The organism is Nostoc sp. DSM 114161, from assembly GCF_052692665.1.
In genome coordinates this window covers 7,052,890-7,076,757 of record NZ_CP195141.1, presented here as the reverse complement: position 1 = coordinate 7,076,757, position 23,868 = coordinate 7,052,890, and the positions used below count along the sequence as shown (strand labels likewise).

Here is a 23,868-nt window from a genome sequence, read left to right as displayed (position 1 = left end):
ACGGGGACACGGGGACAAGGAGAATAACTCCTAACTCTTAACTCCTAACTCCTAACTCCTAACTCCTAACTTATAACTCCCCACTCCCAACTAGCAAAATTTCAACACTAAAATCGTTTTATGGCTGAAGAACTGAGTTTTCAAGGGATAGGTAGCGATCGCTTACCACCCCAAAATATTGAGGCGGAAGAAGCGATTTTGGGGGGTATTTTGCTAGATCCGGAGGCGATTAGTCGAGTGAGCGATCGCCTCGTTGCCGAAGCTTTTTATATTAGCGCTCACAAAGATATTTATCAAGCAGCAGTTAGGCTCCACGCACAAGGCAAACCTACAGACTTACTGTCAGTTACAAGTTGGCTAACTGACCACGATTTACTAACTCGCATTGGTGGCAGAAATAAATTAGCAACTTTGGTAGACCGCACAGTTTCAGCTGTGAACATTGACGCCTTAGCAGGGTTAGTAATGGAGAAATACCTGCGGCGACAATTAATTAAAGCTGGTAATGAAATTGTGCATCTCGGTTACGAAACAGAAACAGAATTACCAATAGTTTTAGACCAAGCAGAACAAAAAGTTTTTGGCGTTACTCAAGAGCGTCCGCAATCAGGTTTAGTTCATATTGCTGATACTTTAATTAATAATTTCCAAGATATTGAAGATAGAAATCAAGGCATCGCCTTACCTGGAATTCCCTGCGGATTTTACGATTTAGATGCTCTGACTAGTGGCTTTCAACGCTCCGATTTGATTATTGTCGCTGCTAGGCCTGCGATGGGAAAAACGGCCTTTTGCCTCAACCTTGCTCACAATATCGCCGCTTCTTATAAATTACCAGTTGCTGTTTTTAGTTTGGAAATGTCTAAAGAACAGTTAACACAACGTTTATTAGCTAGCGAGGCGCAAATTGAAAGTGGTTATCTGCGGAGTGGACGCCTTAGCCAAACACAATGGGAACCTTTAAGCCGTGCTATTGGTGTCCTTTCCGAGGTACCAATTTATATTGACGATACGCCGAATATTACTGTTACACAAATTCGTAGTCAAGCAAGACGACTGCAAGCAGAACAGGGAACTGAATTAGGATTAGTTGTAATAGATTATTTACAATTAATGGAAGGTGCAGGCGATAATCGCGTACAAGAATTATCAAAAATTACGCGTCAACTTAAAGGTTTAGCGCGTGAATTAGCTGTACCAGTTATTGCTTTATCTCAGTTGAGTCGAGGAGTAGAAGCACGTACTAATAAACGCCCAATGTTGTCAGATTTACGTGAAAGTGGAAGTATAGAACAGGACGCGGATTTAGTAATAATGCTTTATAGGGATGAATACTACTCGCCAGATACTCCCGATCGCGGCATTGCAGAAGTGATAATAGCCAAACACCGCAACGGCCCTACAGGTACAGTAAAACTTTTATTCAATCCGCAATTTACTAAGTTTCAAAATCTTAAAATTTGAATTGGGCATTGGGAATTGGGCATGGGACAGGGAAAAGGTTAAAGGGAAAAGGGAAAAGGAATAAATTTAATCTTTCCCCTTTTCCCCGGTTGGTGAGCTTGTCGAACCATACCCTTTCCCTTTCCCCCTTGTCCTCTTCCATACCCCATGCCTAATTTTTACTTAACTCCTAGCAATTCCACATCAAAAAGCAGCGTAGCGTTGGGTGGAATTACGCCACCTGCACCACGAGAACCATAACCTAACTCTGGCGGGATAATTAAGTTACGACGACCGCCTACTTTCATTGTGCTAAGTCCTTCGTCCCAACCTTTGATTACTTGTCCGACGCCGATTTTAAATTTGAAAGGTTGACCGCGATCGCGCGAACTATCAAACTTAGTACCATCTTCTAAAGTGCCGGTATAGTGAACCTCTACTGTTTGTCCGCGTTCGGGAGTCGCCCCAGTTCCCTCTTTTATCTCAACGTATTTCAATCCAGAGGGGGTAGTGACGGCATTAGCATCAGACATAGTATCACTCGCAATTAAGATATTGTTTTCAGTTAAGATTGTGGGCGCTGGCGGCGTTGAGGTTAATTGGTCAGCAATGGCAGTATTCTGTTTACTGCCTACTTGCCCCACAACCAAAAGCACAACAAACACCGCTATGAACGCCACACTCAGGAAAATTGCTTTCAAAATTCAGTTCTCCCTACTTAGGTAGCCTGGTCAAAACATTACCAACAGAACACATTTAGTTTAAATCAGAAAGGGCAACCTAGCGCCAAAGCTTATTTTCTAAATCGCGTACTTGACGCTCTAAACGGTCAATTCTACCCCGAAGTTCGTCCACTTCCGACTGCCGAGCCACCCCCAAATCCTGCATCATATTTCGCATTTGCCGTTGCATCTGGGCGTCCCAGTTTCCTTGCTCCGACTTTAACTGTTGGGCAATATCATCTATAACCGCCTTGGCTTGTTCGGGATTGAGCTTACCATCTTTGACCAAATCATCACTGACTTGCCGCAATTTTTCTGCAACTAAAGACGTTGTGCCAATACCCATCATCATTAGTTGTTGCAACCAGTTGTTGCTGTCCATACTCCGTATCCTCTTAAATTTATTTCAAACACCCGACCTTAGCTCCTGAGTGTAGGCGATCGAGCTATGCTGGAAGCGTAGTTACTCTAGCCTACAACTCTATTCTGGCAAATTAGCGAAGACAGGCATCAAAGGACGTGGTGATAGAACTCCTCAAGTTTAAAGTTGCTCCTGATTTACGGGAAAATTTTATCCAGAAAGATGCAGAAATTTGGACAACAGCACTAGCTGAGTATCCTGGATTTCTGGGTAAAGAGGTTTGGCTCAACCCCAACGACCCCTCAGAAGTTACCTTTATCATTCGTTGGGAAAGTTTTGAACACTCGGATGCTATACCTCAAAAAGAGTTGGAAACTCTTGAAGTAAAGTTCGTCCATGCGTTGGGAAAATTCTATCCAATTGTGGAGTCTGCAAAGTATCAAGTTTTGAAAGGATTGGCTGACTAGAAGTCGCTACTACACAAAGTTTAGTCCACAACAAATATTCAGCTAGATGCTGGTTGTAATATATTCTTTAACAACCTGTAGTCATTCGCACTAATTATAGCTACGATAAAAATTGTGTAAAATTTTTATCTTTGAGCTACAGTATTGCTGATTATACAGGTAAAACTACTGGCATGGAAACTAAAGAGTTAAAGTTTGTCTTAAAGTTATTAGGATTTAACGATTATCGAGCAGGGCTTAATGCCTTTGATAGTTTTAAAACCGAGAAAAATAAAATTTGTAAAGCATTGGGCGATCGCGAGTTGGTAGACTATACCCGCGAGATTACCACAGTTAAAATTTTACCGCCTGGTCAAGCCGTACTCAAAAATCCCGGCGAAGTCCCCATCAAAGACAAAGAACTCAAGGTACTAGAGAAAATCGCTAAAGCTTCAGGTAAAATCGCTCCCAGCAAAATCACTTCACCAAAAGCTGCGGAACGAGATGAGATATTGGAGGTATTGAGCGATCGTGGTTTGATTGAAGTTGAAAGAGGAATTAAAAAAAATAAACCTGAGGTTTGGCTGACTCAAAGAGCAATTGAGTATTTACGGGATGACTATAACCCTAACAAAGGTGTTCAACCTGCCATTAGCTTAGAACTTCTAGGTAATTATCTACGCTTTTTACGAAAAACTCTGCGCGTGAAGCCAGAGGAAGTTTCTACTGCGCTACCTACCGTCAATGTCACTGATAAAGAAATCAGTGATGAAGAAATTTTACAAATTATTGAGAAATTAGACCGAGAATTGGGTACTGACAATTATTTGCCTATTTTCCATCTGCGGGAAAAATTACAACCCCCATTCTCACGGGATGAATTAGATAAAGCTTTATATCGTTTGCAAGCAAGCGATCGAATTGATTTGAGTTCTCTATTAGATCCGACACCCTACACTCCAGAACAAATTGATGCTGGAATTTTACAAAAGGTGGGTGGTTCGCTGTTCTTTATCACTGTGAACTAACAATAAACACAGTTTTTCATCAAAATTAAGTTTGCTCAATCATCCGAATTAATTATGGCATCTATCAACGACATTATTAAACGCGAGGTTAACCCGTTTGACCTAGTAAATTTGAAGACGGGTAATTTTTGGGGTCAAAATCAAGAATTAGAGTCTGTAGTCGAGTCAATTCATCAAGAGGCAATAACAGAAATTGAAGGATTTCTCGATTTAGTAGCTAGAGATAATCGTAGTCGTACTGTTTTACTTGTAGGTGATGCTGGTTCTGGCAAAAGCTATCTTTTAAGTAGACTAAAACGCACCTTTAACTCAAAAGCCTTTTTTGCTTATATAGGGCCTTGGGTTGATAACGATTACATGTGGCGTCATCTGCTAAGGAATACAGTTGATAGTTTAATTCAAGTACCAGAAGGACAGGAAGAGTCTCAGTTAATACTGTGGCTGAAAAATTTATCTGTTTTCACAAAAACCAATCTGAAAAAGCAACTTTTTAATGATAGCTTTTGGCAATTATTATTAGGCGATCGCCAAAAATTTGTTAACCATCTTAAAAAGACGTATTTAAAAGCAGGTATTTACAATCCTGATGTTTTTTTTGGTGTGTTACACGACCTCACAGATCCAGAACTTTACCCTTTAGCCTGTGAATGGTTAAGAGGAGATAATTTAAGCGAAGAATCAATGCAAGCGTTGAGACTTAAACACTGCATTGATGCAGAAGACGCAGCAAAGAATATTTTGGCTAATTTTGGTAAAATTTCTACTGCAACTCAACCCATTGTTTTATGCTTTGACCAAGTTGAAACACTGCCAAGTTGGCCTTCTAATCCTCAAGCTTTATTTAATATTAATACTACTATCCACAGCGAAAATCTGAAAAATTTTCTCATTATTATCAGTATAGTTACCAATGGTTGGAAGCAAAGTTACCGTTACATTCAACAGTCAGACAAAGCCAGAATAGAGCGATTGATATCACTAAAATCCATTGATTTCACTCAAGCAGAAGCACTTTGGGCTTACAGGTTACAACCTCTACATCAAGAAGCTAATCCTAAACCTGATTTACCTATTTTTCCTTTGAAGAGACAATTGTTAGAGGAAAACTTTCCTGGCGGTAAAACTATGCCAAGAAATGCGTTTGTTCTTGGCAGATTAGAGTATCAAGAATATAAACTTTCATTGATTGATGACCCTAACATACCGGATAAAAAGCCTCTACTTACTGAACAAGAAAAAGAACAAGCTGAATTTCAATTACTGTGGCAGCAAGAATATAAAAAATTTCAGAGTAAGATAGATAAAATATCTCTTTTAGCAGCACCCGATCTCATCAAGATGGTGCAAGGAGCTTTAGAAGCATTAGAAGTACAGGCAATTAAACCTAAGCTTATCAACGGTACTTTTGCAAGCTATTCACTAAGTTATCAACTGCCATCTAAACGAGAAAATATAGGAATAGTCTGGACAGAAGATGGTAATATGAGAAGTTTTTTTAATGTGATGAATGCTTGTCAAAAAACTATTCAACAAAATTTTTGTCAAAGGCTATATTTAATTAGAATTGGAAGTGTAGGAAATGCGAAACTCGCTGGATATAAAATTTATAGTCAAATTTTCACTGGTACTAAGCATATTCACATCAAACCAAATCTTGCTTCAGTTCACTACTTAGCAACATATCATAGCTTGGTTAATTCTGTACTTGCTCAGGAATTAGTCGTTGCTGGTAAAACTATTACTTTACCTGCACTACAATCTTTAATCCGTGAGTCAAAAATTTTGGAACAATGTACTTTATTGCAAAATTTAGGAATTGTTACTAAGCAAAAACCCGATCCAGATCCGAGAACTAAAGATTTGCGAGAAGTCAAAGATTTTTTATTAAATTTAGTAAAAACTCAAATATTTATGGGAGTACCAAGTTTAATTAAGGAGGCTAGTAGTCGATTTACTTTTGTTGAAGAAACTGATACTCGGCATTTAATTGATCTATTATGTCAGGAAAGAAAAGTGAAAATTATTGACACGAAAGCCAAACTACAAGACCAATTAATTTGTTTAATAGCTCATAGATAGCTGTTGATTAAATTTTAGCCAATGTACTACCTAACACAAGCTTCTGAAATTCAGACACAAATTGCAAAATTTGCCTTTGCTAAAGTGCTATGGCTAGATACAGAAGTAGCTAATTGGAATACTCCATATCCTAAACTATCATTAATTCAGATATTAGCAGAACCCACCGACTCTACAGGAAACTTTGCTTATATTTTCGATGTATTGAATAAACCTGATTTGATTGCACTATTTATTCAGCAAATCATGGTTAATTCTCAAATTGAGAAAGTATTTCACAATGCGAGTTTTGATTTAAAATACTTGGGTGAAAAATCTGCACAAAATATTACCTGTACTCTGAAGCTAGCAAGAAAGATTACCCTCAAAAGGTTACAAACATCGAATTTAAAACTGAAAACTTTAGCGACAGAACTTTGTCAATTTTCTCATGTCGATTCAGAAGAAGGTAGAAGTGACTGGGGAAAGCGTCCTTTGAGTGACAAGCAGCTACATTATGCGGCTATGGATACAGTCTATTTGGCTGCTGTTCATCGCCGTTTATTAGAAATTTCTAGTCGTAATTTTGTAACTAATATTTTTAATATTATGCCTCATGATTCAAAAAATACATCTTTAACAGCTACTAAAGTCAGAGTCGCTTTTGAATGTCCTCGGTTATTTTATTTACATCAAAAATTTGGCGGCAATACTTTATTTATACCACCAGATAATCATGTTGGTATTGGTAATAGCTTTCATCAATTAGCTGATAGTTTTATCAAGCTAGCGGTTAGCGAACCAAGATTTCAAGAAACATTTAAAAATAGTATATCTCAAGTAAATAGTGATGAAATTGCCTCGCGTCTGCAACAGATTTTTTATGAGATTAAATTTTCTACTTATCTAGAAAAAGCTGTTGAACAAGATGCAAGTGCAGCGCAACCATTGTACAAAGTTTGGCAAGGATTACAAGGATTAATCAGACGCTTTGCAGAATTACTTGTTGTTAATCGACGTTATTGTAGTGCAGAAGCAGTTATTCGCAACACTTTTGTTTCTCAAGAACGTAAGCTTGAGCATTATTTTCAGTTACCCGATCGCACACAACAAAGGGTAGGAGGAGAATTTGATTGTTTGGTTTATAATTTTGAAGTTAAGCGGTTATGCGTACTTGAATTTAAAACTTATCAGCCAGCAGATCCGTCAGCGCAATTAGCTCAAGTTGCTCTTTATAGTTATATGCTTTGGCATCAGAAAAAGGTAGCAGTTGATTCGGCAGTTTATTGTGTTTTGCCAGAGTTTAAAGAGTATCAATATTCTTGGGAACAGCTAGAAAATACGGTACATCAGTTGATTCCCTATAAATTACACCAGATGCAGCAATGGTTAAGTTGGGAACCACCTCATCCCAATTCGCCACCGCCAACAACTCAGCCTTATCTATGCGAAATTTGTCCTCAACAGCAAAAGTGTCAGACTTTTTTTGTTTCGCCTAGTTTACCATCTCAAGATGAGAAGAATGGCGGGCAAGATGCCACAAGAACAAATTCTGTTAATGCTGATGCGATTGGTGAAGAGTTGGTTACTACTTTGCAATCATTTGGTATTAGTGTAGATGATCGCGGTGCTGCTGTTGGGCCGGCTTTTATTCGAGTGAAACTTAAGCCTCATTTAGGTGTGAAAGTTAATGCACTTTTGAAATTGTCAGCTGATTTACAAGTGCAGATGGGGTTAGCAAATCCGCCGTTAATTGCGCCGCAAGCTGGTTATGTTAGCGTTGATTTACCTCGTCCAGATCGGCAAATTGCAAGTTTTGAAGAGTATATTCAGCCACAATTTTTACCTCCAACAATACCTATAAAAATTGCAATTGGGGTGAATATTGAAGGAGAATTAGTAGAGGCTGATTTATCTGATGCGAATACTTGTCATTTTTTAGTTGGCGGTACAACTGGTAGTGGTAAGAGTGAGTTTTTACGATCGCTCCTCCTCAGTCTCCTGAATCGTCATTCCCCAGAATATCTGAAAATCGCCCTAGTTGACCCCAAGCGAGTCACATTTCCAGAGTTTGAGAAAATGCCTTGGTTATATTCGCCAGTTGTTAAAGATGGCGATCGCGCGATCGAACTGATGGATGAATTAGTCGCAGAGATGGAATCGCGTTACCACCACTTTGAAAAAGCTGGCTGTGCGGATTTAAGTACTTACAACCAACGCTCTACAAAGATTTTACCTCGAATTGTCTGCATTTTCGATGAATATGCCGACTTTATGGCAGAAAAAGAAATCCGCACATCACTAGAACAAAGTATAAAACGACTCGGAGCAATGGCACGCGCCGCAGGAATTCATCTCATTATTGCCACTCAACGCCCAGAAGCCAAAGTTGTCACACCAATAATTCGCTCAAACTTACCAGGACGAGTAGCTTTACGTACCGCCAGTGAAGCAGACTCAGCTATTGTCTTGGGAGGAAAACAAACAGCAGCAGCTTATCTGCTGGGTAAAGGCGATTTACTTTACCAAATAGGCGCTCAAATGCATCGCTTACAAAGCTTATTCGTTAAAAATATTCAACTGCCATCAGCATAAAACAAATTTCAAAAGTTATATTGAATACTCCAATCCTGTTTTTAAGGGATACACAGGGGAAGTTGCGGTAATTCTTCCCCTATTGCTTGTGATTGGAACTTTGTAAAAAACTAGTACCAAATCAAGCTAAAATTCAGTACAAGGTGATGCACTATTTTCTGTAAAAATTGTCATTGGTCATTTGCAAAGAACAAAAGACAAGCTACAAATATTAAGTTTCAAATTATGGAATTATTTCGCGTTAAACCTCCGCAATTCTCACGCCGCAAATTTTTACAAATATCTGGAGTTTCGGGCGTAAGTTTTCTTCTGGGTGGCTGTGGAACGCCAATATTTGAAGATGTTGTGGGTAAGCTTTCTGAACCGCTCAATCAAAAGGTAGAAAAGTTAATATTTCAACCACAAAAACTTGTACCAGAATTTTCTTTCAGTGACATTGAACCAGAAGCATTAATAGTTAATAGCTTCAGATATAATCCCATTATTGATTTAGAAAAGTATCGTTTAATTGTTGATGGTGAGGTTAACAATCCTCTCAGCCTCAGCATGGCAGAAATTCAAAATTTGCCGCTAACTTCAATGATTATTCGCCATGTTTGTGTGGAAGGTTGGGCTGCGATCGTTCAATGGGGTGGTGTACGTTTGCAAGAAATTATTGCCCTTGCTCAACCTAAATCGAATATTCAATATGCTTACTTTAAATCAGCGGATGGCTACTATGAAAGTTGGGATATCGCTTCAGCGTTACATCCCCAAACTTTATTAGCTTATCAAAAAAATGGTGAAACTTTGCCAGTAGAAAATGGTGCGCCTTTGCGTCTAGCTTCACCAATTAAACTGGGTTACAAGCAAAGTAAATGGGTGACTCAAATTACACTCACCAGTTATTTATCGCCTTTTAAAGGCTACTGGGAGGATCAAGGTTATGAATGGTTTGCAGGAATTTAGATAGTTGTGAATAGGATTAGTAACTGGGGAGTTCTGTTGATTCTCTTTATTTTTATTACTTTATGCATAAAAAATATTATTTCTAAATTTTCAATATTAATCCTTCTTACACTTCTAAAAATATGAATTTTTTTGATAAATTGAATCAAAATATTTTGCAAAATCAAAGCTTACTATTTGTAGGACTCGATCCTAATCCAGAGATGATGCCTACTCGTTATCAATCTGAAGATATCATTGCTGGTTTGTGGGAGTGGTTACAATTCATTATTTCTGAAACCTCTGATTTTGTTTGTGCTTATAAACCAACACTCGGCTTTTATGAAGCGTTAGGTATTCCAGGTTTAGAACTACTGCACAAAACTTTAGCAGCTATTCCATCTCACATACCAATTATTTTAGATGCTAAACACAGCGATTTAAATACAAGTAACATTTTTGCTCGTACTGTGTTTACAGAATGGCAATCAGATGCAATCACTCTCAGCCCTTATACAGGACAAGATCATGTAGTACCTTTTTTGGTTTATCCTGATAAAGCAGTGTTTATTTTATGCTGTACTTCTAATCCAGGGGCAGAAGCTTTACAACAGTATCCAACAAAAGAATCACCTCTTTATTTGCAGATAGTAAAAGAATCAAAAAATTGGGGGACTCCAGAACAATTGGGTTTGGAAGTTGGAACTACAAATTCTGAAGTTTTGGCTGGTATTCGAGCAGTTGCTCCTGAAAGAATTATTATGGTGCGTAGTATTTGGGCGGAGGGATCAAACCTGAGGCAAATTTTAGAAGCTGGCTTGAATACTAACGGTGATGGTTTGCTAATTCCTGTTCCTCAAGATATGCTGGGAAGCCCACAATTATCTGAGCAAATTCAATCTTTACGCGCAGAAATTAATCAAATCAAAACTGAAATTATTCACGAAAATTCTACTTGTTCTGTATGGTTCTCTGATGTTTGTTTGCTAAATCAGCATCCCCAACAGGATTTGATTTTACAACTTTATGACATTGGCTGCATTATGTTTGGCAATTTTGTCCAAGCATCAGGAGCCGTATTTCCTTATTACATCGATTTACGTAAAATTATTTCCAATCCTCAAGTTTTCAATCAAGTTCTCACTGCTTATGAGGAGATTTTAAAGAATCTTAATTTTGATAGGTTAGCAGGTATTCCCTATGGTTCTTTGCCAACTGCAACTGGCTTGGCTTTACGCCTGAATTGTCCGATGATTTTTCCTCGCAAAGAGGTAAAAGCCCACGGAACTCGAAAAGTAATTGAAGGTAATTTTCATCCTGGTGAAATAGTTGTCGTAGTTGATGATATTCTCATCAGTGGTAAAAGTGTGATGGAAGGAGCAGAAAAGTTAGAATCAGCAGGATTAAATGTTAATGACATTGTAGTATTTATCGACCACGAACAAGGCGTGAAAGATAGGTTACAGCAAAATGGTTATTGCAGTCATGCAGTTTTAACTATTTCGGAAATTACCAATACTCTATATCAAGCAGCAAGAATAAATGACGAGCAGTTTTTAGCTTTTAATGAAAATTAGATTGGAGTAACGGCTGGTTTGAGAAAATTAGGGAAAGATTTTGTCGTTTTACCAAATTGATTAAATATGAATTTCTCGCTCAATCAACTACTTAGATGGTTAATTTTGACGCTACTATTTCCTTTAGTTTTTCTCAATTTTTGGTTAGCATCTCGGCTTTTTCAAAGTTTGCAACCTGTGGTGACAATTCTTTTATTAGCTAGTTTGCTGGCATTTATTTTAAACTTCCCTGTTTCAATTCTTCAACGGCGAGGTGTTAAACGCAGCTATGCAGTAGCTTTAGTTTTTATCACAGCATCGATAATTTTCGTAGCCTTGGGTATTATTTTATTACCTATTGTGTTAGAGCAATTTAATGAGATGGCTAAAGTCCTTCCCCAATGGATAGATTCTAGCGAAGAAAAACTAGAAATTTTAAATCAGTGGTTTTTTAGCCATAAATTAAATGTAAATCTCAGACAATTATTAACACAATTTACTGAGCAATTGCCCCATGAATTAGAGTTTATTTCAGACAAGCTTTTAAGCATTATTCTTGATACAATTGATAATATATCTGAGGCGCTAATTATTGTAGTGCTGGCTTTTTATCTGTTGTTAGACGGCCCGCGAATTTGGCAAGAATTATTTAATAAACTACCTGGAATTTTTCCTCAAAAAGTCAGCCAGTCGATTCAGCAAAATTTCCAAAATTACTTGATTGGTCAAGTGACTTTGGCTTTGCTGATGGGAGTTTCGGAAACATTAGTATTTTTAGTTTTTCAAGTCCAGTTTGCTTTGCTGTTTGGTTTGGGGGTTGGGCTTTTGAGCTTAATTCCCTTTGGTGATGTTGTTAGTCTTGTTGTAATAACTTTAATCGTAGCCTCGCATAACTTTTGGCTGGCAGTGAAAGTTCTTGTGCTAGCTGTGGTAGTTGACCAATCGATCGATCAGGCGATCGCACCTCGTCTTTTAGGTAAGTTTACTGGCATTCGACCAATATGGGTATTAATTGCTTTGCTTATAGGTACCAATATTGGTGGAGTCTTAGGTTTGGTAATTGCCGTACCTGTAGCCGGCTTTATTAAAGATGCAGCAGAGGGTTTTTCTAAACCTGGTGATTCCGAAAATGTAGTGGAAGCTGAACCGCCATCAGAATTGTTAGCAGAAGAATCAATATCCCAATGATTGTCGTTTGTCATTTGTCATTAGTCATTTGTCCTTTGGAAATGACTAATGACTATTTTTCTGTGTTTAGTTGTTCTCGTTGCTTCCCATATTCTCGCAGCTGTCTCAAAAGATTTTCTTGGGATGAGTTAGGGATAGGTTGACTGGGGATTACTTGAGGGTTCGTCGTGCTAGTTTCCATTGGAGGTTGATTAATTGCATAAACATTAGGATTTTTCTGAGATTCTATCTCTGGTAAAGGCAACTTTAAAAGCGGTTTTTGCTCGGATATTTGCTCTGGAATTACTACTGGAGTAGTAACTATATTTTTTGGTTTGTTCGCAACAGCTTTTACTGAATCTAGAGTAGTAGCAACCTGCATTTGTTGTTGCATGTTTTGTGTAGAAGATACTAAACTACTTAGACCATTTACGAGTTGGCGGAGATTTTGCCGAAAAGTAGGATCGCCTGTCAATTCATCCAAATCAGATGTAATTTTTTGCGTGTTTTCAAAAGTTACCCGTGCTGAATCTAAAGTTTGTTGCAATACTACAATATTCTTGGGATCGCTTAAGGTTTTAGAAGCATCGCGTAAATTAGCTGAAGCTTGTGCCGCATTGCTGGACAAGGCTTCTAAATTGTTAAGTAATTCTCCTTGAGTGAAGCGATTGACAGCTGGCGATAGGCTACTAACTGTAACACGTAATTGATTGCTAGTTTCGGTAATATTGTTCAGTGCAGTCACGAGTGAAGAACGATTTGTTGTCAACAAATTATCTAGATTGGTTAGCAATCGATTCGCTCGAATTGCAGTTGTACCAAATTCATTTACTGTTTCATTCGCAGATACATTCAGTTGGTTAGTCGCCCGTTGAACTGAATTAGCCGTAGCTGAAAATGTATTTAATTGTTGTCGCAAACTTTTAGTTAAAGCTTTTAAATCTTGACTTAAATCTGTAAAACTGGTTGCTGCAACTGTAGTAGCTTCCAAAACTCCATTGACATTTTTATAAAATTTGGGATTATTGTATACATTCGTTAGTTCAGTTGAACTGCGAATTAGTTCATCAACACTGATGCCAACCTGACCTTTTAATCGAGAGCCATTACAAACTATCAGGCTATCATCACAATTTTTATCTAAAGGTTTAGCGATCGCAACCCCAACGGGAAGTGCTGTTTTTGGTGTGATATCAATAATACTCTCGCTAATTAATCCGCTTTGATTAGCTTCTATGACTACATTACGGGGAATCACCAGGTCTCTTTGAAAAATTTGAATCTCGACATCTATGACATTTGCTCCTGGTTTGATCTGGGAAATATTTCCTACCTTAACGCCACGATAGCGAACTTGTGTTCCCCTCTGCATTCCGCCAGCGTTAGCAAATTCGACAATAGCTTTGTATGTACCGCTAGTAGCATTTAATCTATTTATCCACAGCAAGAGTATTCCAAATACTCCTATCCCTAATAAGAGTAACAATCCCACAGAACCTTCTCTAAATGTTCGCCCAGACGCGAAGCGGCTTGTCATTAAACCTCGCATTTTTTCCTCCATCCAATAATTAGTTATAAGTTAAAAGTTAAGAGTTAGCAGTTAGGAGTTATAAGTTGAATTTTACTTTTTATTTTTAACTCCTCACTCTCAACTCCTCACTCTCAACTCCTCACTCTTCACTCCTAAATTTTTACCCGACTACCTGAATCGGCCCGTGGACATTTCCACTAATAAATTGTTGTATCAAAGGATTTTCTGTGCTGTACACTTCACTAACTGTACCCTGCCACTGTACTTTACCTTCATACAGAAATATAAGTCTATCAGTTGTACGGCGTATAGTGCTATCTTGGTGGGTAACAACAGCGTAAGTGCTACAGACTCCATGCGTACATTGCAAAGAGCGGATTAAATCTTCTATTACTGTTGAAGCAATGGGATCGAGTCCTGCTGTTGGTTCATCGTAAAGTAAAACTTCTGCACCTTCTTTAGGATTATCGGGGTTAGCCATAATCGCACGGGCAAAACTGACTCGTTTTCGCATTCCCCCAGAAAGTTCTGCTGGGTAAAGATCGCTGATTCCCGACAAGCCTACCATTTCTAATTTTTCTTTTACCAAATCTCGAATGCGCGATCGCGGTAACTTGGAATTTTGATAAAGTAAAAATCCCACATTTTCCTCCACCGTCAGCGAATCAAATAATGCCGCTTGTTGAAACACCATACCAATTCCAACTGACTCGGTGCCATCCTCAATCAAACCCTCTCTTCGCACTCCTTGAACATAAATTTCTCCTTCGTCAGGAGCAAGTAACCCCGCTATTACTCGTAAAATTGTCGATTTACCAGTTCCCGATGGGCCAATAATTCCTAGTGCTTCTCCTTGGTAAATTGCCAGATCTACATTATCTAGAACTTTATGGCTACCAAAGGACTTAGAAACATTTTTGAGTTCAATTAATGGTTCAGTCATTGGTGATTAATCATTAGTTATTGGTCATTTGTCATTAGTTATTGGTCATTGGTCATTAGTTATTGGTCATTGGTCATTAGCTATTGGTAAATAACAAATAATAACGGACTACTAATAAATGACAAAGGATAAATTACCAACGATCCCTTGATGGTTCAGAGCAAGCGGATTGAGCCGTAAGCCAATCCAGAATCTCAAATCTCAAATCGAAAATTGTCTGACAAATTACAAAGGAGAAATATGCTCGATAGTGATGTCATAGTTACTGGCACGGGATTGTGTAGTAGACCAACGGTATATGATTAGTATTTTAATTAGCAAACTTTATTTTTTTAGCACAATATTCAGCTAAAAGCTTTAACATCGCAAAATACCTCAATATCAGGTTGACCGAGATACCCTAGTAGTTGAATGCCCCAAAGTAATTGAATGTCTCGGTCAGAATAAACTCAGACGCTAGTTTTCTGCGGACATTGGCAAATCAATAGACTTCTTGCACGAATGTTGAAAAGAAGAGTTTTTTATCTCACGCAGAGGCGCAGAGAGAAGTTGGAGCGGCGGCTTCCGCCGATCTGAACTTCGGTGGGCGCAGAGAGTTACAGAGAAATAAACTGTTTAGTAGTCATAATCTGATTGATGCAAGAGGTCTAATGATTAAGCTGAAGCACAGACTAAATGCCCCAGTATCGCGAACAGCACCGTTGTAACTAGCAGCTATGCTGAAACCAGAAGTGAATAGCCAGTTGCGATCGCGATTTTAAGCTTTTGTATTTTACATTTAGTTATGTCTACCTACGTATAATCAAAATCTTGAGTTGGCAAGTGGCAAAAATATTCACTAACATTGGAAAAAATACTGATAAAAATCAACTTAGAGATGATGACTATCTCCTCAGAACAGTTTGCAAGTGATAATTCCTCTGGTATATGTCCGGAAGCCCTGGAATATATGGTTCGGGCAAATCAGGGTAGCGTTCCCGCCTATGGAAATGATGAATGGACTCAAAAAGCCACAGATTATTTTCGGGAACTTTTTGAAATTGACTGTGAAATATTTTTTGCCTTTAATGGAACAGCAGCAAATTCTTTATCTTTAGCTGCACTTTGCCAGTCATATCACAGTGTTATTTGTCATGAAACAGCCCATATTGAAACAGATGAATGTGGCGCCCCAGAATTTGCCTCTAACGGTTCTAAACTGCTACTCGCTCAAGGAAAAAATGGCAAGTTAACATCACAAGCTATAGAAGCAATTGTTACTCGGCGTAATGATATTCATTATCCCAAACCTAAAGTTATTAGTATTACACAATCAACTGAATTAGGAACCTTATATTCTATTGAAGAACTTCTGCAAATTAAAGAAGTTGCGAAAAAGTATAACTTAAAAGTTCATATGGATGGCGCTCGTTTTGCCAATGCAGTTGCAGCGATGAATAAAAGCCCTGCCGAAATTAGTTGGAAATCTGGCGTGGATGTGTTGTGTTTCTGTGGTACTAAGAATGGAATGGCATTAGGTGAAGCGATTATTTTCTTCAATAAAGCACTAGCAGAAGATTTTGATTATCGTTGCAAGCAAGCAGGTCAACTAGCCTCAAAAATGCGGTTTATTTCGGCTCCTTGGTTGGGTTTATTGGAAACTGGTGCTTGGCTAAAAAATGCTAGACATGCCAACCAATGTGCTGAATATTTAGAAAATCAGCTATTAAATATAGAAGGCGTTGACTTGATGTTTCCCAGAGAAGCCAATGCAGTGTTTGTCAAATTGCCCGAACAAGTTACTCACAGTTTAAAAGCCAAAAAATGGCAATTTTATACATTTATTGGTGTGGGAGGAGCGCGTTTTGTATGTTCTTGGAATACAACTAAATCCAGAATTGATGAATTGATTGATGATATTAAGAATGCAATTGTTTTGTAGGCCTGTTGCCTGCTATAAATAAGCTTTGCAGCAAGCATCAAACTGGACGACAACCAGACAAAATTTCGTGCATCTTCACCACTTGTCCAATTACTGCGATCGCCGGGGCACCAAATCCTGTTTCCTCGACTTGCTGGACAATTGTCTCTAATGTCCCAATTAATTCTTCTTGTTCTGGGCGCGTACCCCAGCGCACCAAACCAATGGGCGTTTCTAAACTCAAACCAGCCTTAGTTAATTCTTCCACAATGTAAGGCAAATTGTGAATTCCCATATAAATCACAATAGTTTCGGAACCGTGGGCGATCGCACTCCAATTAACCAAGGGTTTATATTTACCTGCTGCCTCATGCCCAGTAACAAATGTTACCGATGAACTATACAATCTATGCGTTAATGGTATGCCTGCATAGGCAGCGGCGGCAATTCCCGAAGTGATACCAGGCACAACCTCAACTGAAACTCCTGCTTCTACTAATTCTGCCATTTCTTCGCCACCACGACCAAAAATAAAGGGATCGCCACCCTTTAGCCGTACTACAATTGCATAATCCTGGGCTTTATCAATCAGCAGTTGAGTGGTTTCTTCTTGCAACAGCGAATGTTTTCCTCTGCGTTTACCAGCGTTAATTTGCTCGGCTTGAGGATTAATCATTGCTAGAATTGCCGGACTCACCAAAGCATCATAGATGACTACATCTGCACATTCTAATAAACCTTTCGCCTTGAGAGTTATTAGTCCTGGATCTCCTGGCCCCGCACCTACTAAATAAACTTTTCCCAAATATTTGTTCCTCTGTGTGACTGTGGGGTTCATTTGTCTGTTAAATCCCAAATTAAATCGGCTAATTCTGCACTTGCTCCTAGAGGTTCTGCCAAGTGGAAAGTTACTGCCGAAAATTGTAATTTTAGCTTTTCTACTGAGGCGGCGATCGCATCGGTTATTCCACCCGCGAATAAAAAATATGGCAAAATTGCAATTTCCTGATAACCCGCAGCAACCAACTCTTTCACCCGTAATTCTAAACTATCAGCTACAGACCAATAAGCAATCACCGCTCCCAAACTCGCCGCAGTTGCTTCCACTGGTTTTTGAGAATCAGGGCGACGGCTACCATGAGATAAGAGAATCCATGCTTGTGCTTCTATTTTAGCAACTTGCTTGGAGAGCAATTTTTTCAAATCTGGGTGAGAACCCAAGTATGGTTGCAATTCAATGGCTATCTCTTCACCAGTCGCCTGTTGTGCTAAAGCTACTTCGGCGGGAATATCTGTCATTACATGCACTCCCGGCAGCAGAAATAGCGGTAAAATCTTGAGGTGATTTCGATTTTGAGACACTTTCTCAACGCCAAAAGCAGTCTTGGCAAATTCTTTTATCTGCTCGTGTAGAGGCTTTTGGCTCATTTCTAAAGCAGCAATACCTACAACATGTTCGCTATTTCCTTGGTTGTGATTTTTGTGCAATTTCTCAGATACTAGCCTTGCGAGTTCCTGCATAGCAATTTCTGGGCGCGGATCGCGACTTCCATGAGATACCAATAAATATGCAGATGACATAGGCAAGCTTAAACTTTCAGTAACCAGTTTTCATATTTTACGCGAGGGACTGGGCATTGAGACGGTTGACTGATGACTGATGAATTATTCCCCTTGTCTCCCTTGTCCCCAATCGCCAGTCCCCAGATTCTACCTCACAAGGAACTAGCGATCGCCACAACTATAATACTCTTGCCCATTGCCCATTGCCCTATTGCTCTTCCGCAGTAAAAGTATAAAATCGATCGAAAGCTCCCACCGTTTCAAATTTGTAAGAAGGTACCCAAGAACTTATTTTTAAATCTGTACGGTAAACACTAAAAAAAATATAATTTTGCCGTTCTGTAGTTCTATTAATAATTTCCTGCATTTGCGGGTTAGCTCCATCGACTAACTTCTCACAATTAAAACGAATTAAATTTTCGATGAAATTCGTAGTTTTTTTGCACACATCGGTTTTTAAGTAGCTTGCCAGCCGTTGCACTGCATATTCCTCATAGGCAACTTGGCTGGGATTAGTCTTCGCCATTGTCACACCTAAGACGGCGAGTCCTGCTGCTGCTCCAGTATACGCGATGATGGTTAACTGTTTCATGTTTGCCAAGTGAAAGTCATTATAAATGTTAGATTCCAGAGACTCTAAATGCAATTCTTCCGTTCCTAAAAGAAAAACTCTTGCTCGCTTTCCAAAAAATTGTTATAATTCAAATTGTCGAATGGCGAGCGTAGCCAAGTGGTTAAGGCAGTGGTTTGTGGTACCACCATCCGTGGGTTCGAGTCCCATCGTTCGCCCTTGTTATGTTTATAGACTTAAAAGGTCAAGAAAACTGAACCAAGATATACATTAATTTACCTTATAAGTAATTATATGTATATAAGCAGATTTACTTGCTTAAGTACAATCAGGTACTTTTAAAGTTTTTGGAAAATTTCTCTGTCCATCAACCGCCTGATTCAACAATTCCAATTGATTATCGAAATCGATCGCCTGAAATTAATACTCCGCTAAACTTTACAAGAAACGCCAGCTCTTTTTATTAATGTGACTGAGCAGGTTAATGAATGCCGAGACTCAAAAGATAACAAATATTTGGAATTAGCACTCAGCGGACAAGCAGAGTGTATTGCTTGTGCTAAATCCTTGGAAGGGCATTGAGATTCTGACTGTTCAAGAATTTTTGGCAAAGAATTAGAATGAATCGTCCATTAAATAAAAGGACGCCTTTTATTTACAACATAACTCAGAATTCAGGAATCAAAATTTAGAATTCTCCTGTAAATATGAGATTCCCGACTTCTTTTGAGAAATCGGGAAGTTAAACTGCGATAATTGGGTTTTGTAAAGGAAGTTCAACTGTTAAAAGATGCCTAGAAGAATGATAAAAGTCAAGCCACACAAGGCAAGCAAAGAAACAATCATAATGTTGCCTATGCTATGGTCAGAAGGTGCTAAGTTATGTGTATTGTCAGCCATATCAATCGACCTGATTTAAAAATCTTGATAGTGAAATTATAACTAGGCTGAATTAAGATGAGTTGAAATCAAATGAAAAGTTGATTTTAATTCATTTAATTTTAAATACAAATTAAGGTTTAAGGTAAAAAAATAACTTTTGTTTCACCAGTTTGAAGAATATAGTCATAGCAATCCCAGAATTGGCAGCTGAGAAGTAATTCATTACGAATTAGTAATTATAATATGAGTTGCTTTTTTAATGATTGTATCAGTTACTTAACAACCTCTATCAAAAGAAATAACGATTGTATTCCTTTAGTGAGAGCCAAAAATACTTAGTAATAGATACTTTAAGTAAAGTACAAGATGATTTCAGTGCTGCTGAAAAGTAGATACTCGTAGATACACAGATAAACAATATTATCTGTGTTGTTTTGTTTTTCTACGCGGTTAATAAAAAGTACTGAAGTTAACAATGCAAACATCGTCATCCACTGGAGTTGCCATGTCTGAATTGCTGCAAGCAGTCTTAGAAAGTGAAGAAAAAAATGATTTGCGTTCCTTCATTAGTGAATTACGCCAACGAGAAAAGAAGTACTTGCTGCGAAATGACATACTTAATGTATACGCTGAATATTGCTCCAAGTACCAGAAACCTGAGGAATTTTACACTACATCTGATTTAAGTAAACTCATTTACTACACTCAGGAAATTATTCAAGAGGACTCAAACTTCTGTTTCATCATTCGTTCTAAAATTGCCAGTCAAGAAGTCTATTGGTTAACCTCAGATTTGAGCATTGAGCCGATGACGGTGCAGGACTTACTCGATTTGCGCGATCGCCTGGTAAACAAATATCATCCTAACGAGGGCGACTTGCTAGAGTTGGATTTCGGCCCGTTTTATGACTACACCCCAGTCATCCGCGACCCGAAAAATATCGGTAAGGGGGTACAATTCCTCAACCGCTATCTATCGAGCAAAATATTTCAAGATTCCAAACAATTGCTGGAAAGCTTGTTGAATTTCTTGCGCTTGCACCAATACAACGGCGTGCAATTGTTGGTAAACGATCGCATTCAATCCCAACAGCAACTTTCCGACCAAGTGAAGAAAGCGATCGGTTTTGTTAGCGATCGCCCCGATGATGAACCCTATGAAAAATTCCGCTTCCAGTTGCAAACAATGGGTTTTGAACCGGGTTGGGGTAATACCGCAGCACGCGTGCGAGACACCCTAAATATTCTTGATGAATTGATTGATTCTCCCGATCCTCAGACCCTAGAAGCCTTCATTTCTCGCGTTCCGATGATTTTTAGAATCGTCCTGGTGTCAGCCCACGGATGGTTCGGTCAAGAAGGCGTTTTGGGGCGTCCCGACACTGGCGGTCAGGTGGTTTACGTCCTCGACCAAGCAAAAAGTCTAGAAAAACAGCTGCAAGAAGATGCTTTGCTAGCTGGCTTAGAAGGCTTGAACGTCCAGCCAAAGGTGATTATTCTCAGCCGCTTGATTCCTAATAGTGATGGTACCCTTTGCAATCAGCGGCTAGAAAAAGTTCACGGCACAGAAAACGCCTGGATTTTGCGAGTACCTCTGCGGGACTTTAATCCAAACATGACTCAAAACTGGATTTCCCGGTTTGAGTTTTGGCCTTATCTGGAAACTTTCGCCGTTGACTCTGAAAGAGAATTGCGGGCAGAATTTCAAGGTAGACCTGACTTAATAGTTGGTAACTATACTGATGGAAATTTAGTGGCATTTTTGTTGGCGCGGCGGATGAAAGTCACGCAATGTAATATTGCCCATGCTTTGGAAAAATCTAAATACTTGTTTAGTAACCTTTACTGGCAAGATTTAGAGGATAAATATCATTTTTCCTTGCAGTTTACAGCTGACTTAATTGCGATGAATGCTGCCAATTTCATTATTAGCAGTACCTACCAAGAAATTGTGGGAACGCCCGATAGTGTGGGACAGTATGAATCCTATAAATGCTTCACCATGCCGGAGTTATATCACGTAACCAACGGCATTGAATTATTCAGTCCCAAATTTAATGTTGTACCCCCTGGAGTCAACGAAAATTACTACTTTCCCTACACGCGGACTCAAGATAGAGTCGAAAGCGATCGCCAGCGCCTTGCAGAAATGCTCTTTAACTTAGATGACCCCAGTCAAATCTTTGGCAAACTTGACGATCCTAACAAGCGTCCTCTATTTTCAATGGCGCGTCTTGACCGGATCAAAAACCTTACAGGTTTAGCCGAATGCTTTGGTCAAAGTAAAGAATTACAAGAACATTGCAACTTAATTTTAGTAGCGGGTAAGTTGCGTGTAGAAGAATCCGACGACAACGAAGAACGCGATGAAATTGTCAAACTTTACCACATAATTGACGAATACAATCTCCACGGAAAGATTCGCTGGTTGGGTGTGCGGTTATCTAAAACTGATTCTGGTGAAATTTACCGAGTGATTAGCGATCGCCAAGGAATTTTTGTGCAACCAGCTTTATTTGAAGCTTTCGGTTTAACAATTTTAGAGGCGATGGTTTCAGGGTTACCCACTTTTGCCACACAGTTTGGCGGGCCGCTAGAAATTATTCAGAACAAAGTTAATGGCTTTTACATTAACCCGACAAATCTAGAAGAGACAGCAACAAAAATCGTGGATTTTGTCACTAAATGCGACCAAAATTCTCAGTATTGGAATGAAATTTCCCAGCGAGCCATTGACCGAGTTTACAGTACCTATACTTGGAAAATTCACACCACCAAGCTGTTATCGTTAGCACGAATTTATGGCTTTTGGAACTTTACTTCCAAGGAAAATCGAGAAGATTTGTTGCGCTATATAGAGGCTTTATTCTATTTAATTTACAAGCCAAGAGCGCAACAGTTATTGGAGCAACATAAGTACCGTTAGTCAATAGTTATTGGTCATTAGTCATTAGTCATAGCATTCTCTCTTGTTAGTTAAGAACAAATGACCAAGGACTAATGGCTCATGACTAATAAAAACAAATGACCAATGACCAATGACTAATTACCAATGACCAATGACTAAATTGTTAAGGCTCGCCAGGTTCGTTGACCAACGATTCCATCCGCTGCTAAATTCCGCTGGTTTTGAAATGCTTTGACAGCAGTTTCCGTCAGCGCCCCAAAGATTCCATCGACTCTAACGGTATATCCGTTAGATACTAAGAGCCGTTGTAAAGCTCTGACAGCAACACCAGAGCTACCAAAATAGAGAGTTGGTAGAGGCTGGCTAGCATATTTATCGAATTTTCCCCCAGACTTTGCACGGTTTTTCCCTACGGACTGAGAATACTTTTGAGGCTGTGCTAAACCAGGAGAAGGTGGAAACTGATTCTTTTTGTTAATTTTTTGAACTGTATTTTCTTTTTCTAGCGCCATCCCTCGTAGAGAAGCGTGCAAATTTTCATCTGTTTGCATGAATTCAGGTGGTATGACTTGAGCAGTTATTTCTAACTGACTCCGCTTTGACTTGTTGCCGTCATTTTCCATCTGAAATAATTGCTGTTCTGGCAAATTAGGCCCAGATGCTTGTCTTGCTGTTAAAACGCCCGTCATCATCAGGCCAATTTCAGTCATTGTCGTTCATTTTAGTTAAACCAATATTTCTTTTAACAAACAACAGTACTGCTGTCCGGGATACTGCATACTGTTCTCATCAAAAAAATCATCTAGTAATTTTTTCACACACAGCAGATTTAAGTAAAGTGAATTACACAACGATCCGTCTGATAGCCAACTATAAAGCCTCTTTTACTCTCCAATTTTGACTCCCGAATTCTAAATTCTGCTACATGTAATATTTTTTGTACCTCCCATTCGGCCTAATTAGACTAACATCATTAGCCTTTGTGCTTTTTTTATCTTTTATCAAGCTATAAACTTGTAAGATATCTTATCTAAATCAACGGTTTAGACAATAACATACTATACGATCGCATGGGAATGTTATCAAATAAATTTGTCTAGTCATTTTTGGCTCGCGCTTGGTATGCTGATGCTGCCTTTATTATGTTTATATCCTGCGAGCCAAAATACTACTGGATTTTGGGAGTTAATTTTTTGGGGCTTCATTAGTGTAGTATTTGGCAACAATGATAAACTCACGGTTCCCAATAATTTGTCCCCCCTTGGAG

At 38.8% G+C, this 23,868-nt stretch carries 18 protein-coding genes and 1 tRNA gene; 11 read left to right on the top strand and 8 right to left on the bottom strand.

All coding sequences use genetic code 11. The features are described from left to right. Positions 1–120 precede the first annotated feature (120 nt). Positions 121–1,464 (top strand): replicative DNA helicase, encoded by a 1,344-nt coding sequence (gene dnaB, locus NSTC745_RS29435; RefSeq protein WP_445634163.1) that lies wholly within the window; start codon positions 121–123, stop codon positions 1,462–1,464. 158 nt (positions 1,465–1,622) lie between these two features. On the opposite strand, the gene NSTC745_RS29430 is transcribed toward dnaB, so the two are convergent. Both NSTC745_RS29430 and NSTC745_RS29425 read right to left on the bottom strand, forming a co-directional pair. Continuing rightward, complete coding sequence (locus tag NSTC745_RS29430) at positions 1,623–2,144, bottom strand: FKBP-type peptidyl-prolyl cis-trans isomerase (RefSeq protein ID WP_445634162.1); 522 nt, start codon at positions 2,142–2,144, stop codon at positions 1,623–1,625. Positions 2,145–2,223: 79 nt separating this feature from the next. Next, the gene (locus NSTC745_RS29425; protein WP_445634161.1) at positions 2,224–2,547 is read right to left on the bottom strand and encodes a phasin family protein; all 324 of its coding nucleotides are present in this window, start codon (positions 2,545–2,547) and stop codon (positions 2,224–2,226) included. Positions 2,548–2,684: 137 nt separating this feature from the next. On the opposite strand from NSTC745_RS29425, the gene NSTC745_RS29420 reads away from it, so the two are divergent. The 7 genes from NSTC745_RS29420 (at position 2,685) to NSTC745_RS29390 (ending at position 12,324) form a co-directional block, all read left to right on the top strand. Beyond that, complete coding sequence (locus NSTC745_RS29420) at positions 2,685–2,993, top strand: TIGR03792 family protein (RefSeq protein ID WP_445634160.1); 309 nt, start codon at positions 2,685–2,687, stop codon at positions 2,991–2,993. Between the two features lie 173 nt (positions 2,994–3,166). Next, the gene (locus NSTC745_RS29415; protein ID WP_445638719.1) at positions 3,167–4,000 is read left to right on the top strand and encodes a transcription factor RcaD; all 834 of its coding nucleotides are present in this window, start codon (positions 3,167–3,169) and stop codon (positions 3,998–4,000) included. 54 nt (positions 4,001–4,054) lie between these two features. Beyond that, a complete protein-coding gene (locus NSTC745_RS29410; RefSeq protein WP_445634159.1) occupies positions 4,055–6,079 on the top strand; it encodes an ATP-binding protein in 2,025 nt (674 codons plus the stop codon). A 21-nt stretch (positions 6,080–6,100) separates the two neighbouring features. After that, positions 6,101–8,653 carry a DNA translocase FtsK gene (locus tag NSTC745_RS29405; protein WP_445634158.1) on the top strand — a complete coding sequence of 851 codons (2,553 nt, stop codon included), beginning with the start codon at positions 6,101–6,103 and terminating at the stop codon, positions 8,651–8,653. 225 nt (positions 8,654–8,878) lie between these two features. Beyond that, the gene (locus NSTC745_RS29400; RefSeq protein ID WP_445634157.1) at positions 8,879–9,601 is read left to right on the top strand and encodes a molybdopterin-dependent oxidoreductase; all 723 of its coding nucleotides are present in this window, start codon (positions 8,879–8,881) and stop codon (positions 9,599–9,601) included. Positions 9,602–9,723: 122 nt separating this feature from the next. Beyond that, positions 9,724–11,157 (top strand): bifunctional orotidine-5'-phosphate decarboxylase/orotate phosphoribosyltransferase, encoded by a 1,434-nt coding sequence (locus NSTC745_RS29395; protein ID WP_445634156.1) that lies wholly within the window; start codon positions 9,724–9,726, stop codon positions 11,155–11,157. Positions 11,158–11,223: 66 nt separating this feature from the next. Continuing rightward, a complete protein-coding gene (locus NSTC745_RS29390) occupies positions 11,224–12,324 on the top strand; it encodes an AI-2E family transporter (RefSeq protein ID WP_445634155.1) in 1,101 nt (366 codons plus the stop codon). Between the two features lie 52 nt (positions 12,325–12,376). Here NSTC745_RS29390 and NSTC745_RS29385 read toward each other — a convergent pair whose 3' ends face one another. Together NSTC745_RS29385 and NSTC745_RS29380 are read right to left on the bottom strand one after the other, a co-directional pair. After that, positions 12,377–13,852, bottom strand: coding sequence for an MlaD family protein (locus NSTC745_RS29385; RefSeq protein WP_445634154.1), 1,476 nt, complete (start codon positions 13,850–13,852; stop codon positions 12,377–12,379). 142 nt (positions 13,853–13,994) lie between these two features. Next, complete coding sequence (locus NSTC745_RS29380; RefSeq protein WP_445634153.1) at positions 13,995–14,777, bottom strand: ABC transporter ATP-binding protein; 783 nt, start codon at positions 14,775–14,777, stop codon at positions 13,995–13,997. Between the two features lie 880 nt (positions 14,778–15,657). Here NSTC745_RS29380 and NSTC745_RS29375 point away from each other — a divergent pair. After that, on the top strand, positions 15,658–16,698 hold the full coding sequence (locus NSTC745_RS29375) for a threonine aldolase family protein (protein WP_445638718.1): 1,041 nt from the start codon (positions 15,658–15,660) through the stop codon (positions 16,696–16,698). Positions 16,699–16,735: 37 nt separating this feature from the next. Here NSTC745_RS29375 and cobA read toward each other — a convergent pair whose 3' ends face one another. The 3 genes from cobA to NSTC745_RS29360 form a co-directional block, all read right to left on the bottom strand. Further along, complete coding sequence (gene cobA, locus NSTC745_RS29370; protein ID WP_445634152.1) at positions 16,736–17,515, bottom strand: uroporphyrinogen-III C-methyltransferase; 780 nt, start codon at positions 17,513–17,515, stop codon at positions 16,736–16,738. Beyond that, positions 17,512–18,258, bottom strand: coding sequence for a sirohydrochlorin chelatase (locus tag NSTC745_RS29365; protein WP_445634151.1), 747 nt, complete (start codon positions 18,256–18,258; stop codon positions 17,512–17,514). Before NSTC745_RS29365 ends, cobA begins: the two co-directional genes overlap by 4 nt. A 190-nt stretch (positions 18,259–18,448) precedes the next feature. After that, complete coding sequence (locus tag NSTC745_RS29360; protein ID WP_445634150.1) at positions 18,449–18,832, bottom strand: DUF4359 domain-containing protein; 384 nt, start codon at positions 18,830–18,832, stop codon at positions 18,449–18,451. A 124-nt stretch (positions 18,833–18,956) separates the two neighbouring features. On the opposite strand from NSTC745_RS29360, the gene NSTC745_RS29355 reads away from it, so the two are divergent. Together NSTC745_RS29355 and NSTC745_RS29350 are read left to right on the top strand one after the other, a co-directional pair. Then, positions 18,957–19,029: transfer RNA gene (locus NSTC745_RS29355), tRNA-His, on the top strand. Positions 19,030–20,198: 1,169 nt separating this feature from the next. After that, on the top strand, positions 20,199–22,619 hold the full coding sequence (locus NSTC745_RS29350) for a sucrose synthase (RefSeq protein WP_445638717.1): 2,421 nt from the start codon (positions 20,199–20,201) through the stop codon (positions 22,617–22,619). Between the two features lie 137 nt (positions 22,620–22,756). Here the strand turns inward: NSTC745_RS29350 and NSTC745_RS29345 are convergent, their stop codons facing one another. After that, entirely contained in the window at positions 22,757–23,311 is a 555-nt protein-coding gene (locus NSTC745_RS29345) for a peptidoglycan-binding domain-containing protein (protein WP_445634149.1), read from the bottom strand. Positions 23,312–23,868 lie beyond the last annotated feature (557 nt).

What these genes read in the sequence shown, in the direction of transcription:
- NSTC745_RS29405 (WP_445634158.1), top strand. Translation starts at nt 6,101, where the DNA reads ATGTACTACCTAACACAAGCTTCTGAAATTCAGACACAAATTGCAAAA.
- NSTC745_RS29350 (WP_445638717.1), top strand. Translation starts at nt 20,199, where the DNA reads ATGTCTGAATTGCTGCAAGCAGTCTTAGAAAGTGAAGAAAAAAATGAT.
- NSTC745_RS29360 (WP_445634150.1), bottom strand. Translation starts at nt 18,832, where the DNA reads ATGAAACAGTTAACCATCATCGCGTATACTGGAGCAGCAGCAGGACTC.
- NSTC745_RS29345 (WP_445634149.1), bottom strand. Translation starts at nt 23,311, where the DNA reads ATGACTGAAATTGGCCTGATGATGACGGGCGTTTTAACAGCAAGACAA.
- NSTC745_RS29395 (WP_445634156.1), top strand. Translation starts at nt 9,724, where the DNA reads ATGAATTTTTTTGATAAATTGAATCAAAATATTTTGCAAAATCAAAGC.
- dnaB (WP_445634163.1), top strand. Translation starts at nt 121, where the DNA reads ATGGCTGAAGAACTGAGTTTTCAAGGGATAGGTAGCGATCGCTTACCA.
- NSTC745_RS29415 (WP_445638719.1), top strand. Translation starts at nt 3,167, where the DNA reads ATGGAAACTAAAGAGTTAAAGTTTGTCTTAAAGTTATTAGGATTTAAC.
- NSTC745_RS29410 (WP_445634159.1), top strand. Translation starts at nt 4,055, where the DNA reads ATGGCATCTATCAACGACATTATTAAACGCGAGGTTAACCCGTTTGAC.
- NSTC745_RS29425 (WP_445634161.1), bottom strand. Translation starts at nt 2,547, where the DNA reads ATGGACAGCAACAACTGGTTGCAACAACTAATGATGATGGGTATTGGC.
- cobA (WP_445634152.1), bottom strand. Translation starts at nt 17,515, where the DNA reads ATGAACCCCACAGTCACACAGAGGAACAAATATTTGGGAAAAGTTTAT.
- NSTC745_RS29365 (WP_445634151.1), bottom strand. Translation starts at nt 18,258, where the DNA reads ATGTCATCTGCATATTTATTGGTATCTCATGGAAGTCGCGATCCGCGC.
- NSTC745_RS29375 (WP_445638718.1), top strand. Translation starts at nt 15,658, where the DNA reads ATGACTATCTCCTCAGAACAGTTTGCAAGTGATAATTCCTCTGGTATA.
- NSTC745_RS29390 (WP_445634155.1), top strand. Translation starts at nt 11,224, where the DNA reads ATGAATTTCTCGCTCAATCAACTACTTAGATGGTTAATTTTGACGCTA.
- NSTC745_RS29380 (WP_445634153.1), bottom strand. Translation starts at nt 14,777, where the DNA reads ATGACTGAACCATTAATTGAACTCAAAAATGTTTCTAAGTCCTTTGGT.
- NSTC745_RS29400 (WP_445634157.1), top strand. Translation starts at nt 8,879, where the DNA reads ATGGAATTATTTCGCGTTAAACCTCCGCAATTCTCACGCCGCAAATTT.
- NSTC745_RS29385 (WP_445634154.1), bottom strand. Translation starts at nt 13,852, where the DNA reads ATGCGAGGTTTAATGACAAGCCGCTTCGCGTCTGGGCGAACATTTAGA.